Below are 15,497 nucleotides of genomic sequence, written 5' to 3' on the forward strand. Positions count from 1 at the left end.
TATTATGGCAGTTTTAACTATCCGCGATGCTTTGAATCAAGCTCTTCGAGAAGAGCTCTTAAGAGATGAAAACGTATTCATAATGGGCGAGGAAGTCGCCGAATATGATGGTGCCTACAAGGTTACAAGGGGTTTATGGAAAGAGTTTGGCGACAAGCGAGTCGTTGACACGCCTATAACCGAACTTGGATTTGCCGCGTTGGGCGTTGGAGCAGCGATGGCGGGGCTACGTCCGGTGATCGAATTTATGACCTGGAATTTTTCGCTTCTGGCGTCAGATCAGATCATCAATCACGCTGCCAAGATGCTCTATATGTCGGGCGGCCAATTCAAGGTACCGATCGTCTTTCGTGGCCCTAACGGCTCGGCATACCAGGTGTCGTCCCAACACTCGCAGGCTCTCGAAGCTCTTTACGCTAACTTCCCTGGGTTGAAAGTTGTAATGCCTTCGACGCCTGCCGACGCCAAAGGCCTGCTCAAATCGGCCATTCGTGACGACAACCCGATCGTCTTTCTCGAACAGGAACGAATGTACGGTAATAAGGGCGAAGTGCCGGACGACGAAGACTTTTTGATACCGCTTGGTGTCGCCGACGTTAAGCGCGAGGGCACAGATTGCACGATCGTTGCACGGTCGATGACAGTGCCGCTCGCTCTGCAGGCGGCCGAGCGTATGGAGACGGAATATGGCGTGTCGGTCGAGGTAGTCGATCCGAGAACGATCAAGCCCCTCGACATCGACACTATCGTTAATTCGATCAAAAAGACCAATCGGCTAGTGATCACCGAAGAGTCGCACGCGTTCGCCTCAGTGGGAGCTGAGATCAGTTATCAGGTGATGAACAGTGCTTTTGACTATCTCGACGCACCGATAAAGCGCCTGTCGGCGGCCGAAACCCCGACGCCGTACGCTCGCAACCTCGAGATATTGGCGCTTCCGGATGTTGAAAAGATCATTGCTGCCGTTAAGGAAGTTTGTTATTTGTAAATAGTTGATCGTAGATCGTGACGGGATCGCAGGTTTTGACCTACTCACGAGCAAACCACTATTTACTATTTTCGATTCACTATTCACAAATATATGGCTGAGAACTTTTTAATGCCGAAACTGTCGCCCACAATGGATGAGGGGCAGATCGCTCGCTGGGTCAAGAACGAAGGCGACAGTTACGAAGCGAACGAGACTTTGGCTGAGGTTGACACCGACAAAGCCACAATGGAAATGACGGCTTTGAAGGCCGGAACCTTGCTCAAGATCATCAAGAAGGCCGGCGATACGGCCAAACTGGGAGAGCCCATCGCGATCATCGGAGCCAAAGGTGACGACATCTCCGCTCTATTGGCCGCGTCGTCTGCCCCGGCAAAGTCAGAAACGCCTGCGTCAGCGGGCGCCCAGAAAGTCGAGGAGAAAGTTCCGGCAGCATCTCTGCCAACGCCCGAAGACCAAAAGCCTAAGGCTGAGGCTGCGTCGACCGGTCGCCTTATCGTTTCGCCGATCGCTGCCCGGATGGCGGCAGAGAATGGTGTCGATCTCAAAACCATTAACGGCAGTGGACCGAACGGCCGCATTATCAAGCGAGACATCGAGCAAGCTATGAGCGGCGGGGGAGCTAAGCCTGCTTCTAAAACATTCACCGCATCAACCGTTGTCGGAGCGTCCGCGTATACCGACGAGCCAACCTCGAAGATGCGGCAGATCATCGCCACTCGTTTGGCGGAATCGATCGGCCCGATCCCGACGTTCTATCTGACGACGGAGATCGAGATGGACAACGCGGTCGCTCTTCGCAAAGCTGTGAACGCCAGCGTTTCCGAGGCCGAGAAGATCAGCCTTAACGACATCGTTGTCAAAGCGTCGGCGATGGCACTCGTCAAACATCCTTTCGTCAACGCTTCGTATCAGGACACGAATATTCGTTTCTACGAGCAGGCGGATATCGGCGTCGCGGTTGCTATCGACGAAGGCCTGATCACGCCGGTCATTCGCGGGGCGAATCTGAAAGGCTTTCTTGAGATCGCCGCCGAGATCAAAGACCTCGCCGCCAAGGCGAAGGCGAAAAAGCTGCAGCCCGAGGAATACACCGGTGCGACCTTCTCGATCTCAAATCTCGGCATGTTCGGCATCAAAGAGTTCACCGCGATCATCAACCCGCCCGAGGCCGGCATCCTCGCCGTCGGCGGAGCGGCCGAGGTTCCCGTCGTTCGCGACGGCCAGATCGTCATCCGCAACATCATGAACGTCACCATGTCCTGCGACCACCGAGTAATCGACGGCGCCACGGGCGCCAAATTCCTCCAAACCTTCAAGCAAATGCTAGAAAACCCGGGAATGATGTCGGCGTAGTAATCAAGACTCGATATGTTTGATGAACATTACAAGGATGGTTCATTCGCGGGCGAAACGTCGCGTAAGTGGCGGCTAATCGGCGTCAGGTTCGGGATACTCGCGGTTATTGCGGTCATCGGTTTGGGAGTCGCGGGATACTTGAAGTGGTCGAAATATTCACTTCACAACAGTCCCATCGAACGGCACGAGAAAGCAGACGCCCAATTCATTCAGGTTTACGACGGAAATGGGAATTCGATCTACATGATCACATACACATTCAACGTAAACGGAAAGACCTATGAAAACGTCTTTGAGTCAAAAGTCCGCCCCAAATACCCGCGAGGCATCGTTTGGTACAATCCCGACAACCCTGATGAGAACGAACTCCAGCCAATCCCAAAAGAAGAAGAATATAAGGGTACCGACCGCAAATAACAAAAATTTAGCGAGAGTTTTCGTCGCGGAGCGACGGTGTGATTGTAGCCGTGGGTGATAACCCACGGTAGATTCGATAGAACGATCTCGTCGCGTCAGCGACGGTTGAATATCAACGGTTGATTCAATTGCCGCTGACGCGGCAAGATTCCTTTGCTCACACGTTCCGTGGGTTGTCACCCACGGCTACAGTCATTCGACCGCGATGCGGTTGGCGTGACTCTTATGTCCCTGACAGGGACGGATATAATAGCGTAGGGTGAAACCCTACGAAAGAAGCCAAATAATTGATCGCTCCCAGAAGGGGAGCAACAAAACCGCACCGATATTCGTCCCATTCAGGGACGGAAACCGCTATACATCCGGACCCCGGGGTTTCACCCTGGGCTATTATGTTTGTCCCTTTCAGGGACGGGAATGAAGAAAAGCCTGTGTTTGCGGCCTCCTTTTTTGTTTACAGACCCGAGTCCGCGGAGCGGACGGCATAGCTTTAGCCCCATGTGGAGCGGAGCGGAACATGGGGTAATGATGCGTGATTTGGTCGAGTGTGTGGAACACACGGCATATGTCGCATGCTACGCACGCTTTGGGTCGGTTGGTGGTGCTTGTCTACACGTTTCGGCTACGCCTACACGTGTCGCTAAGGCTATTTCGCAGCTTCGCAGCTTACGAAGCCCGTGTCTACGGGCTATTTCGCTTTGATGAGTTGCCACTAGCTTTAGCCGGTGGTTCGGGCATCTCTGGCATCCCTCGGTTTTAGCCGAATGTTGGGCTAAAGCCCCAAGATTCATTTTAGAGCGCAGTCCACTAGCTGAAGCTAGTGGCAATTTATTACGATACGAACTGAGACGCCCGCCACGGAAGCGGGCTTTTCGTTTGTGAGACGGCTTGGTGTTACTCTCTTAGCTTGGAAAGTAAGCAAGATAAATCATTTGGCCCGTTCGCGGCTTTGCTCGTGGCTCAGTTTCTATTCGGTTCGCTGCCGGTGATCGGCAAGGTCGTGCTGGCAGTGTTGCCGCCGATCGCCCTGGTCGGTATGCGGACTACGATCACTGCGATAATTTTGATCGGGATCCAATCGTTTCGCGGCAGATTTTGGCTGCGCGACAAGAGTGACTACTGGCGATTTGCTCTACTCAGTCTGTTTGGCATCGTGATCAATCAACTGTTTTTTATAAGCGGGCTTTCGCTTACGTCGGCTTCGAACACTTCCCTTTTGGCGGTTATGATACCGGTCTTTGCATTGATAATCGGTTCGGTCGCAGGATTTGAACGACTGACGGGCATCAAGATCATCGGCATCGCCCTTGCCGCGATCGGCGTGATCATCCTGATCGATCCACGCAATGCATCATTCTCATCGCAGACAACTCTCGGCGACATCTTTATAGTCATCAACTGTCTCGCGTATGGCATTTTCGTCGCGACTTCGAAAGGCGCGATAATGCGTAACGGCGTCTTTCGCTCGATGATGTGGGTGTTCATCTTCGCCTGCGTGGCCTGCATACCGCTTGGGCTCTGGTCGTTGTCAACGATCGACATCGCCGCCGTCCCGACTCATATCTGGCTCATAGTGCTGTGGATTGGCATCGGAGCGACCGCCGCCCCGTATCTGCTGAACGCAATGGCTCTATCTAAGGTCGATCCGTCGATGGTCGCGGTGTTTGTCTATCTGCAACCACTGATCGGGTTTTCGCTGGCGTGGATGTTTCTGGGTGAGAGTATCGGGGTCACATTTATTATTTCTGCCCTGCTGATCTTCGCCGGCGTTTACCTTGTCACCCGAAGGTTTAAGCACTCAGTAGCCTAGATGATTCGTCGCCGAAACATTTATAACGCAGATCGCGTAAAATGGCGTACTATATAGACTCGTTAAATGCCTACACAGATCACACAGATCGATGACGTCGAACGCGCGGTGACCACCTATCGCGTCGAGGGCGAGATGTTTGCCGAAGACGTCGTACTGCTGTCGCGCCTGGCATCTGAACAGCGATCCGAGACAGGAAACAGCATACTTATCGACATTGCCGACCTCGATTTTATTGATAGCGATTCGGCACCGCTTCTGCGGCGACTCGAGACGGAGCAAGGGATCGAGATTACCGGTTCTGAGATCTTTCTGCAAAATATCGTCAACGCCGCCGAAAAGGCTTGAACTCCGCTGCTGACATTTCTTGCAAAACACTGTAACTTGTAGTCAATGAAGACCGATAAGATCGCAGATCTGGTTAGCGGAACCCTGCAAGGCGACCGAGATGTCGAAATAAACCATGGCTCCGACATCGCCGCGGCGTCCGCAGATAGCCTCGCCTTTACCACAACGACTGACAACGTGGTCACCGCCGCCGGATGCGTGCTCGCGATCGAGGGAGCCAATGTTTCGGCCGCGGCCGTTATTTTTGTTAAAGACCCAAGACTCGCATTCGCGATCGCTTGCGAAGTTTTGCATCCTGCCAAAACACGCGAACCCGAAATACATCCGACCGCTATAATTTCAAGATCTGCGATCATCGGTGAACGTGTGTACGTCGGTGCTTTGGTAACGATCGGCGACGGATCGTCGATCGGTGACGGGTGCCAGATCCGTTCCGGTGCACACATCGGCGACAACGTAAAGATCGGGGCACGCTGCACTCTGGATCCCGGAGTCTTCGTCGAAGACAATTGCACCATCGGCAACGACGTCATTCTCCACAGCGGCGTCGTTATCGGCACTGACGGGTTTGGATTTGCACGCGACCGAGATCGATACGTCAAGTTTCCTCAGATCGGAACCGTCGTGATCGAAGACAATGTGGAGATCGGCGCCAATTCGTGCGTAGATCGCGGTGCTCTTGGCGAAACCCGCATCGGCGAAGGCACCAAGATCGACAATCTCGTCCAGATCGCACACAACGTGACCATTGGCAAACATTGCGTGATCGCCGCGCAGACCGGTATTTCGGGCAGTACCGTCATAGAGGACAATTGTGTGATCGGCGGCCAAGTCGGGATGGGCGATCACGCACGCGTTCAAAGCGGCGCCGTGATCGGTTCACAAGCCGGCGTATTGCCCGGAAAGATCGTGAGGCCCGGCGTATGGTGGGGAACGCCCGTGCAACCGCTCGACGAATACAAACGCCAAAACGCCCACGTTAAGTCGTTAGGACGAATGAAGGACGAACTGAAGTCGCTACGGTCGAGGATCGATAAGATCGAACGAAATGAAGAATAGTTATTTAGTCGCAGTTCAGCGTAGTTCAGAACACGGTCTAAGTCGTCAATCGGAACGCTGCGAAGCTATCAGTCGCAGGATTGCCGAGGCCGCCCGCTCAGAAGTTCCGCCGGGACCAAGTTTTGCCGCGATATCACGCAATTTTGTCCTCATTTCCTTATTTACATCTGGATCCATCAAACGCTCCAACTCTACAGACAATATCGAAGGCGTGAGGTCTTTTTGAATTAATTCCTTCGCAATACGCTCGCCGGCTATTAGATTGATCAATCCGAAGTGCTCGACGCTGATCAATGGCGTGATCAGCGAAAAATTGATCTTTGAGGTCTTATAAACTATAACCATCGGTGTGCCGATGATGCCCGTCTCGAGCGTTGCCGTGCCACTCGTCACCGCTGCGACATCCGCAACATTCAATGCATCATAAGTTTCACCGGTTACGACCCTGATAACATCCGGCAAAATCCTACCGATCAGTTTGGCATCATCGATAGCCGCTGAAACATCTGACAGATGTCTCTCGTGGGCGATGGGAATCACAAACTGATACCCATCACCGCGTGAAATCATCTCGGCCGCGGCCTCGATCAACACCGGCAAGATACGGACTATCTCCTTTCGGCGACTGCCGGGAAGCAACGCGATGATCGGAAGATCAGGATTCAAAGAGTGCTTTTTGCAAAACTTGTCGCGGTCCATACTGGGGTGGACTTCGCTCGCAAGCGGATTTCCGACAAATTCTACGTGATCGACGCCGAGTTTGGCGTACCACTCTTTCTCAAAGGGCAAGATCGTCAATAGTAGGTCAACATACCGCCTGATCGTTCGAATTCGGTATTGTCGCCACGCCCACATTTGTGGAGATATATAATAGACAACGGTGAACCCTCGTTTCTTCAACGATTTAGCGAGTTTAAGGTTAAATTCGGGAAAATCGACGAGGATCGCAACTTGCGGCCGCCGAGTAACGGCAGCATTTCGCAAAGCACGAAATGCCGACAGGAACATCGGAAGTGCCAAACCGATCTCGGCAATGCCCATTATGGCGAGTTCGTCGGCAACAACTATGGGATCAACACCCGCACCACGCATCATTGGGCCCGCCGAACCGAAGAAGTCCCATTTCGCCTCAGGATCACTTTGGCGTATCGCTTCGACCAACTTGGCGGCGTGTCGATCCCCTGACGGTTCTCCGGCCACTATCATTATGGATCTGGGTAATGGCATCTTAACGTAAGTCATTATTGTTAAATGATATAAGCTACTTTTACAACCCGGCGTTCACTTTGTGGCATCAAACGGTAGGCATTAGACAGTATAACTTCGTTAATTGACGATATGTGCCTTGCAGAACTCGTCCATTGCGCTTAAAATTGAGTGTTTTGGATAGTGGTTTGAGAGCATTCGGCTCGATTTGTTTTTATTTTGTTTTTATTTGGTGGAGGAGTCTGTGACCTTTCGTCGTACATTTCTTTTATTCGCATTAGCGATCTTTTCAATGTCCGTGTCCGTTTCGGCTCAAATCGAGTCGGTAATCGGGCAATTGTCCAATTCAGGAGCCGAGTCATTTGCGGGCGGTATAAGCGGTGACGGCAGATTTGTCGTATTCGAGTCGCGTGGAAATCTGGCAACGGAAAACCCACGAAACGCGGACTATAATCCGGAAATATTTCTTTTTGATTACGCTCAACGCCGAATATTTCAGTTAACGGATACGAAGAGTGTCTTGATCGATACTACCAAGGCTCTTACTTTCGACAATATTCGCGTCGAGATCGTCAATACGCGTCCGGTGATCAGTAATGACGGCAAGTGGATCGCGTTTTCATCCAATGCCACAACCTCCACCCCGACAACACCTGATGCGACAAATCCGGGAAGTTTTGACGGCAACACGTACACATTGCCAACGCCGAGTCCATCGCCAAGCCCGTCCCCAAGTCCAGGTGCAAATCCGCTGACGAGTGACGGCAATACTGAGATCTGGCTATATCAAATACCATCAATCGCTCCGGTTGCGGATCTTTCGGCTGGCGAAGAGATTCCGTTAACAGATCTGGCGGGCGGAACTTTTATTAGGGTTACGAATTCACTTCCGAGTCAATTACCGCGGCCGGCAACGTCAACAACCGGTGCATACATCGCTGATGACAATCACGATGCCAGTATAAGTGATGATGGCTCGGCGATCGCCTTTGTTTCGACTCGGGATCTAGTCCCATCAGTTGGAAACCCCTTTCCGGCTGAGGATAATGACGAGATCTTCACATTTGTCCACAGCATTTCGCCCCGCGGCACGGCCGATAACATTGGCGGCGGAGCGACCCTTTCGCAGGTAACGAAAACGCCTCGCGGCCAGATCTCTAATCCGATATACAACAAGAATCCGACTATAGCTGGTGATGGGCTCCGTGTAGCTTTTGCTAGTACGGGCGACAATCCGATTGTCGGGATGACCGGCGGAGTTAACCCATTGGCAAGCCGCAATGAGGAGATATTTTACGCAGACCTTAATGTTTCCGGTGCTCCGGCAGGAACTAAAAAACAGGTAACGACGACAACGTCCACAAATTTAGGCGATCCGGTCAACATTCTGGACCTCGGACGTAGAATGAGCCGTGATGGCAAATACATCGCGTTCGATAGCTATGCTGACCTCGCAAATGAGAACAGCGGAACGAACTATACCTCATTTGCATTGTATTTATACGACGTCGTAGCAAACACATTCCGACGGATCGGATCTCGCAGCGACGCAGATGCTCAAGCTCAGGGCGGGGACGTGTTACATTACCCCGGCTTTACAGATTATGGGATTACCGGTGAACCGGCCACTCTGATGTTGGAAACCCGTATGAACATAAAGCCTGACGGCACAATTCCGACGAACCCTGTCGATGGCCTGAATAATACGACCGAACGACAGTCACAACTTTATTCATTTCCTTTAGGAGTGCCTGCTGCGACTGCAACATTTACTCGACTTAGTAGGTTTCCGGTACCGGTATCGTTTATCTCATCGTCGCAGCCGATCACGAGCAATTCATCGAAACGCTTTGTTTTCAATCTTGCATTGACTGAGTTGGGCCTTGGTAATCCGGACCTGCAATCTGAGGTTTATTATATGGTCACCCCGACGGTGACAAATCAGTCGTCGATAACAGCGAACTTCGCAACAGGGGCGACGAACATTCCAGTTTCGCCAACGATAGTGCCGACCCCTAGCCCGACGGCTACACCGAGTCCGACGCCGACACCTTCGCCGACCCCAACCCCGACGCCTTCGCCGACGCCGTCCGGGTCGCCGACGCCAACCCCGGTACCTAGTCCGACACCGACTCCTCAGACGCCGGCAGCGGTTCACGGTCTGGCACCTGGTATGCAGGCAATAATGAATTACCAAGCCAGCTTTGACCGAGCGATCGTTGCCCGCACGGCAGTGGGATCTCTCGAACGGAGTTTCACGCTTCCGATCGAATTGAGCGGTGTGTCATTGACTATTAATGGGGTCGCCTGCGGATTGAGTTCGGTGGGACGTCATAAGATCGAATTCGTTTTACCGACAAGCTTGGCGTCATCGTCGGCCGGAACCGTCTATTCGATGGTGTTGAACAACAATGGTGTTCAGATGAAGACAGATGTGACGCTGGTTCCGGCTCGGCCCGATATATTTAATGTGGCCGGGATCATCGCCCCCGGAGGTCGAGCAAAGATCGAAAACGTCACTAATCGGGTACACACTACTGAACCGTTTACCGTGACCACCCTACGCATAAGACCGCCGGGCCGGACTGCGACAGTATTGCGAGTTTACCTGACCGGCGCTCAAAATTCGATCGTCGGTAATACAAGTGTGCGGGTAGGTGAATTCGGCTTGTTGCCAACAACTATTCAATCGAATGCGGTAATGGTCGCTCCGGGTGTTTACACCATCGATTTCCTGCTTGATAAGGGAATGGACATGGGCGGTGACCAACCGATAATCGTGACTATATTTTTGGACGGGGTTGCGTACACATCGAGGCTTGATGACACGACAAGTTTCTTTAAGATCTTGTAATATTGGCTCTTCGTACTTTAATTAAAAGGAAGCGAACACTCCGCTTCCTTTTTTAATTGGAAAAGGTTGAGACCAGATAACTTGATCGTTTCATTGCGAACAAATTGCGGTTAGATTATTCTTTTATTGTAACGATCCAACTCATAATGGCCGTCTAAAACGTCAAATTCTTTGCCAGTGAACGGCAATTGTCTTGGAATGCGGTCAATTCAAAAATAGGAGTCCGGTAGGATTACGTCCGGAAAAGGTGTAAGTATTATGAAAATTTCTCCGAAGGTTTGGAAAAACGGTCAATTTATAGATTGGGATGACGCCCGAATACACGTGATGTCACACGTCGTCAATTACGGATCCAGTGTTTTTGAGGGTATACGATGTTATGACACCGCGAAAGGTCCGGCGGTTTTCAGACTGCCTGAACATATGCAGCGTTTGATCAATTCCGCCAAGATCTACCGCATGGAATCGCCTTTTTCGCGAAAAGAGTATTGTGATTCTACGGTAGAACTTATACGCCAGAGCGGTCTCGACGAATGTTACATTCGTCCGATCATTTTCCGCGGATTGGATGAGGTGAAGCCTGCCTTTGGAGTCAACCCCTTCCCCAATCCGATCGAAGCGTATATAGCAACTTGGGAATGGGGCAAGTATCTTGGCGACGAGGCACTAGAAAGTGGAATAGATGTATGTGTGTCGAGTTGGACCCGCATTACATCCAATTCGATGCCGGCAATGGCAAAAGCCGGAGCGAATTATATGAATTCTCAGTTGATCAAAATGGAGGCGTTGCTCGGCGGATTTTCTGAAGGCATCGCTCTCGATGATCGTGGATATGTTTCAGAAGGTTCGGGCGAGAATATATTCCTGGTCAATGGCGGAAAACTGATCACGCCCCCGCTCGGTGCGTCTATATTGCCCGGCATCACGCGCGACTCGATAATCCAAATCGCACGCGAACTCGGGATCGAAGTCATCGAAACCACGATTCAACGCGCGGCGTTATATCTGGCAGACGAGCTATTTTTCACGGGAACTGCTGCGGAAGTTACCCCTATTCGGACTGTGGACAGGATCACGGTGGGTTCGGGCAAACGTGGCGAGATCACCAAACGACTTCAGGAAGAATTCTTCGGCGTTATAAGGGCTGAACGACCTGCACCGTCTGGAAAAGATTGGTTAACCTTCGTACGTTCTAAAGATGAAAAAAGCGGCGGAAGTGTAGCGGGTTCCTAGCCCTGGCTGTCGTTTTTCCATCATTTTGGATGGACTTTGATAAAGCACGTGAATGCCCAAAGGGTTGACCGTGCTTTTTCTTTTTTCGCACTTTGTCATTTCTGATCATTTTCACTTCGGATGGATCTACCAAATAAGCTGCGCACATTTACTTTGGAGGGTACTGTTTTCATTTGCGGTGCGATGGTAATGACCTTCGAGATCATCGGCTCACGAATACTCTCGCCATATATTGGGGCGTCAACATATGTTTGGACTAGTTTGATAGGCGTAATACTTGGCAGTCTGAGTTTCGGTTACTGGCTAGGTGGTCGACTCGCCGACCGAAAACCCGATATCAAGATATTGTCATCCGTTATATTTTTTGCCGGTGGTTTGATCGCCATTACGGTACTGGTCAAGGAGATAGTCCTGTCGCTGGTTGCCACTGCGCCTGTAGGAATCGAATTGCGGTCACTTATTGCGTCGATACTACTTTTTGCACCGGCAAGCGTAGCACTTGGAATCGTTACGCCATATTCCATCAAGCTTCGGTTGGATTCGCTTTCAGATACGGGCAAAACCGTTGGCCGATTATACGCACTCTCCACCATCGGAAGCATTTTAGGTACATTCGCCGCGGGGTTCGTCCTAATTCCGTTTGTCGGAAGTCTGCGAACCCTTTATGGAATTGCCGGAATACTCATCGTCGTATCGATAGTACTCGCCCCGTTCTCTGCCACACGACGAAACCTAGCGGTATTGATAATATTTGCTTTTTCGATAGTGTCCAGCGAGGTCAACGCCTATATTCTTTACCGTGCAAGCGATCTCTATGATATTGACACTGAATATAGCCGCGTGCAGATTTTTCAAACGACCGACCCGAAAACGGGAAAGCCGATTAGAGCTTTGGCCACCGATCCGTATTTCACCCAATCCGCAATGTTTCTGGACAGTGAAGAACCGGCCCTAGAATACAGTCGATTCTATCATTTGGCCCGCCATTTCTCTCCTGACTTCGCAAAGGTGCTCGTGATCGGAGGCGCCGGTTATTCGGTGCCAAAGGACTTTATTCGTCGCTACGAAGACGTCAAGGTCGATGTAGTTGAGATCGACCCGAATATGACCGCGATCGCCCGCCGTTTTTTTCGATTGGAAAACAATGATCGTTTGCGGATCGTGCACGAGGATGCACGCACGTTTCTGAATGCAAACAAGTCCGGTAGTTACGATGTAATTCTAATGGATGCGTTCGGGTCGCTGTTCACAGTTCCCTATCAATTGACTACGATCGAAGCAGTTCGTGAGATCAGTCGTTCTCTGAAAGATAATGGCCTTGTGATCATAAACCTCGGCTCCGCACTCAAAGGCCCGGGCAGCGAATTTTTGCAAGCGGAATTGGCAACCTACAAGAGTGTGTTTCCTCAAGTAAGCGTCTATAAGGTGAATAGTGAGTATGAGGACGAACGCTTGCAGAATCTGATGATCGTCGCGACACGTTCGACGCAAGGACAATCATATGCGTCACCCGACCCGGAAATGTCACAATTGATGCAAAATCGATACGTCGGTGATATTCCTCAAACATTGCCGATCATCACGGACGATCTCGCTCCGGTAGAATTTTATAACTCGATCGCGCAAAATCGCTATCTTCAGGAACGGCTTAAATAGCCCTACCTGATCCCTTGACCGAACTGTTCCGTTCCGAAGGCACCGATGCCATTAAGTCGAAAACTGAGAGCCCATCGGTTCTCGCTGCGGACGCCGACATTGAAAGTATAATATTGCAAGGCTAATGAACAGCAGTCGTAAGCATAGCCGATCGTGTAGAGCGAGCTGATAAGCGGAGATGATTTTGCGGCTCGACGATTCTGAAAATCAAAGAATAGTGATGTGCCGCCGTACCACCCCTTATCGCGATTTCCAATAAATATCGATGGACTCCACTGTGATCCACGCAACGTTCCCGCCTCTTTGCCGGCGCTGTTCGAGTAAGGCAAAAGTGTCGGAATAAGGGTTACTGCGCGAGTGTAGTAAAAAGTCTGGAATATCTTCAATAGTTTTGTATCGTAACCAACGGTTGCCGAGATCGCCCGCAAACCGTCGCCCTGAACTCCGACGTCCATTCGCGAATTTACAAAGATCGTCCGCTGCGGTCGATATGTAGCATCGATACTCAAAGGCGAAAAGCGACGCTGAACACCACCAAAGGTGTAATAGCTCAACGCAGTGATCGCTTCGATCTGATTACGTTGGCCCGCTATAAGAGCCCCGCCGAACGACTTGTCGAAAAAATACTTGCCTCGAATTGTTAGAGCAAATATCTCATAGGGCTGAACCGCAAGAGGCTTCGCTTTACCTGTCGAGGGTTCCGACGTCAACCTGAGTTTTTCCTGAGCATCTTTCGTGATCGCTTCAGAATAGCGCCGCGTGTATATACGATTCGTTACGCCATATTCAAGCTCGTTAGTGTCCGTTATGGTATCAATGTAGTCGAAACGGATGATCCTGTTAAAGTTATCAACTCCTTTAACAAACCGGTAAGTCAGAAAGGGTTCGATCACGTGCCGAAACCGAAATGATTTGTCTTTTCCGTAAAAATTCCTGGCTAGTGCAACCGGTCTGACATCAAGCTGGAATTCGCCGTACTTGCGAATCAGATCGCGTCCGACAACTCTTCTAGAAACGTCAAACGAATTGGAATAGTACGTCGCCCTAGCCGCCGCAGACAGAGTAAAGTTGACGTATTTTGTACGAAACGGAGCCGTGATCTGTGGATAGAAATCAAGGCGCTGGCCCAGAGCAGGCGTAGATACCGGTCGCCCACCCGTCATTTGCTGATAGAGAATAGGGTCGTCAACGTCTTCGCGCCTTGAAACTCCTTCAAGACTGGTCTTGAACGAGAAATAGACGCCATTGAGGAATGACAGCATCGATGGCCGCTTCTCAAAATTTACACTTGGCAAATTACGGGTCTTGATACGTACATTCGGAATTGAGATCACCTGCGAACGCGTCAACAAATTTAACGTGTAGTTGTTCCAACTCTTGTTCACAAAGACCTGCGAAACCTCGATCGGCGAAATTATCTGTTGAATTCCATCCGAAAATACCTGTCGGAAAGCAAGGTTCGACGTCAATCGCACATCCGCGGATGCCGTGAACCCGTTTTGAAAATAGTGTACACCCTGAGCGTATATGATCGACCCGCCCTGATCCGGATGTGACGTATCAGCATTCGGACCAAATATCCGATCCTTTACAGCATAAAATCCAAAATCAAAATATGAACGCGAATTTGCCCGCGTCCTGACGTCCATTCCGTACCCGATACCCCGATTGCTGTAAATATCGCCACGAAGTACGACATCTGCGCTGTTTCCGAGAGTTTGATAGTACGCGGTCGATAGGCGGAACCCCTTGTTCGCTGAATAGGCGAATGACGGAGTCAAAAACCCTGAACTTCGGTCTTTCTCTTTAATGGGGATGGACGCATACGGCAGATAGAGTAGAGGTATATCCTTAATACGGAACTTAGCGTTTTTCAGCTTCAGTTTGTCCTTAATACTGATCCTTGCTTGATCGGCGGTAAAACTCCACTTCGGCACGGCCTCTTCGCAGGCGGTAAACTTCCCCTTCGTTATAACCAATTCATTGGCACCTACGCGCTCAACCCGGTCAGCCGTAAAATAGATTACCGTCCCATCATTCGTCTGGTTCGTAAATCCGGTCGAATCTACAAAATATCCAAGCTTCGTTTGATAATTCCAAATCCCTCGAGCGCCTGTTATGCGTTGGTCGTCACCTTGATCAAAAATAACGCTACCTTCGGCATCCATTTTATTTTCGGTCTCATAGATCGTGATCTTGTCCGCCTGCATTCGGTAGATCCCGTATCGCACGTCCACATTCCCTATATGGACGATTATGCGCTTTCCCTTTTCGCCCTCCACCGTCTGCCGGTCGGAATAGACAACAATTTCATTGTTTCCGCCTTCCTGTTCTACTCCAGATTTCTTTTTTGGTTTTGGCTGGGCAACGCTCTGTTCGGCTGAGATCGGGTTGATATTTGGCGTATCAGTTATGGGATTCGCAACTTGGCGTTCGACCGGATTGGATTGCTGCGCGGACGCTAGCGTGGCGGCCACTACAACGAGTGAGAAGACAATAAATAGATTGAAAAACCGCATCGAATCAATAAGTTAATTAACGATGCTAACACGAACCGAGTTAAAGAA

At 50.7% G+C, this 15,497-nt stretch carries 11 protein-coding genes; 9 read left to right on the top strand and 2 right to left on the bottom strand.

Annotation, left to right across the window (positions count from 1 at the left end; all coding sequences use genetic code 11):
* The first annotated feature begins 4 nt into the window (after positions 1-4).
* From IPQ00_07575 to lpxD, 6 genes are all read left to right on the top strand, one after another.
* On the top strand, positions 5-988 hold the full coding sequence (locus IPQ00_07575) for a pyruvate dehydrogenase complex E1 component subunit beta (GenBank protein MBL0240416.1): 984 nt from the start codon (positions 5-7) through the stop codon (positions 986-988).
* A 93-nt stretch (positions 989-1,081) separates the two neighbouring features.
* On the top strand, positions 1,082-2,344 hold the full coding sequence (locus IPQ00_07580; GenBank protein MBL0240417.1) for a pyruvate dehydrogenase complex dihydrolipoamide acetyltransferase: 1,263 nt from the start codon (positions 1,082-1,084) through the stop codon (positions 2,342-2,344).
* 15 nt (positions 2,345-2,359) lie between these two features.
* Complete coding sequence (locus tag IPQ00_07585) at positions 2,360-2,764, top strand: hypothetical protein (GenBank protein ID MBL0240418.1); 405 nt, start codon at positions 2,360-2,362, stop codon at positions 2,762-2,764.
* A 907-nt stretch (positions 2,765-3,671) separates the two neighbouring features.
* Positions 3,672-4,574 (top strand): DMT family transporter, encoded by a 903-nt coding sequence (locus IPQ00_07590; protein ID MBL0240419.1) that lies wholly within the window; start codon positions 3,672-3,674, stop codon positions 4,572-4,574.
* 66 nt (positions 4,575-4,640) lie between these two features.
* Entirely contained in the window at positions 4,641-4,922 is a 282-nt protein-coding gene (locus IPQ00_07595) for a hypothetical protein (GenBank protein ID MBL0240420.1), read from the top strand.
* 45 nt (positions 4,923-4,967) lie between these two features.
* On the top strand, positions 4,968-5,981 hold the full coding sequence (gene lpxD, locus IPQ00_07600) for a UDP-3-O-(3-hydroxymyristoyl)glucosamine N-acyltransferase (protein ID MBL0240421.1): 1,014 nt from the start codon (positions 4,968-4,970) through the stop codon (positions 5,979-5,981).
* A 45-nt stretch (positions 5,982-6,026) separates the two neighbouring features.
* Here lpxD and lpxB read toward each other — a convergent pair whose 3' ends face one another.
* Positions 6,027-7,223 (bottom strand): lipid-A-disaccharide synthase, encoded by a 1,197-nt coding sequence (gene lpxB / locus IPQ00_07605; protein ID MBL0240422.1) that lies wholly within the window; start codon positions 7,221-7,223, stop codon positions 6,027-6,029.
* Between the two features lie 301 nt (positions 7,224-7,524).
* Between lpxB and IPQ00_07610 the strand changes: the two genes are divergently transcribed.
* From IPQ00_07610 to IPQ00_07620, 3 genes are all read left to right on the top strand, one after another.
* Positions 7,525-10,041: a PD40 domain-containing protein gene (locus tag IPQ00_07610; GenBank protein MBL0240423.1), complete on the top strand. Its 2,517-nt coding sequence runs from the start codon at positions 7,525-7,527 to the stop codon at positions 10,039-10,041.
* A gap of 258 nt (positions 10,042-10,299) precedes the next feature.
* The gene (locus IPQ00_07615) at positions 10,300-11,274 is read left to right on the top strand and encodes a branched-chain amino acid transaminase (protein ID MBL0240424.1); all 975 of its coding nucleotides are present in this window, start codon (positions 10,300-10,302) and stop codon (positions 11,272-11,274) included.
* Between the two features lie 120 nt (positions 11,275-11,394).
* On the top strand, positions 11,395-12,930 hold the full coding sequence (locus IPQ00_07620) for a fused MFS/spermidine synthase (protein ID MBL0240425.1): 1,536 nt from the start codon (positions 11,395-11,397) through the stop codon (positions 12,928-12,930).
* Between the two features lie 2 nt (positions 12,931-12,932).
* Here IPQ00_07620 and IPQ00_07625 read toward each other — a convergent pair whose 3' ends face one another.
* Positions 12,933-15,449: an LPS-assembly protein LptD gene (locus IPQ00_07625; protein MBL0240426.1), complete on the bottom strand. Its 2,517-nt coding sequence runs from the start codon at positions 15,447-15,449 to the stop codon at positions 12,933-12,935.
* Positions 15,450-15,497 lie beyond the last annotated feature (48 nt).

Origin of the sequence: Chloracidobacterium sp., from assembly GCA_016720705.1 — a bacterium.
Classification (GTDB): Bacteria; Acidobacteriota; Blastocatellia; order Pyrinomonadales; family Pyrinomonadaceae; genus OLB17.

Coding starts and splice junctions, on each gene's coding strand:
- IPQ00_07575 (MBL0240416.1), top strand. CDS start 5: ATGGCAGTTTTAACTATCCGCGATGCTTTGAATCAAGCTCTTCGAGAA.
- IPQ00_07620 (MBL0240425.1), top strand. CDS start 11,395: ATGGATCTACCAAATAAGCTGCGCACATTTACTTTGGAGGGTACTGTT.
- IPQ00_07580 (MBL0240417.1), top strand. CDS start 1,082: ATGGCTGAGAACTTTTTAATGCCGAAACTGTCGCCCACAATGGATGAG.
- lpxD (MBL0240421.1), top strand. CDS start 4,968: ATGAAGACCGATAAGATCGCAGATCTGGTTAGCGGAACCCTGCAAGGC.
- IPQ00_07585 (MBL0240418.1), top strand. CDS start 2,360: ATGTTTGATGAACATTACAAGGATGGTTCATTCGCGGGCGAAACGTCG.
- IPQ00_07625 (MBL0240426.1), bottom strand. CDS start 15,449: ATGCGGTTTTTCAATCTATTTATTGTCTTCTCACTCGTTGTAGTGGCC.
- IPQ00_07615 (MBL0240424.1), top strand. CDS start 10,300: ATGAAAATTTCTCCGAAGGTTTGGAAAAACGGTCAATTTATAGATTGG.
- IPQ00_07595 (MBL0240420.1), top strand. CDS start 4,641: ATGCCTACACAGATCACACAGATCGATGACGTCGAACGCGCGGTGACC.
- lpxB (MBL0240422.1), bottom strand. CDS start 7,223: ATGACTTACGTTAAGATGCCATTACCCAGATCCATAATGATAGTGGCC.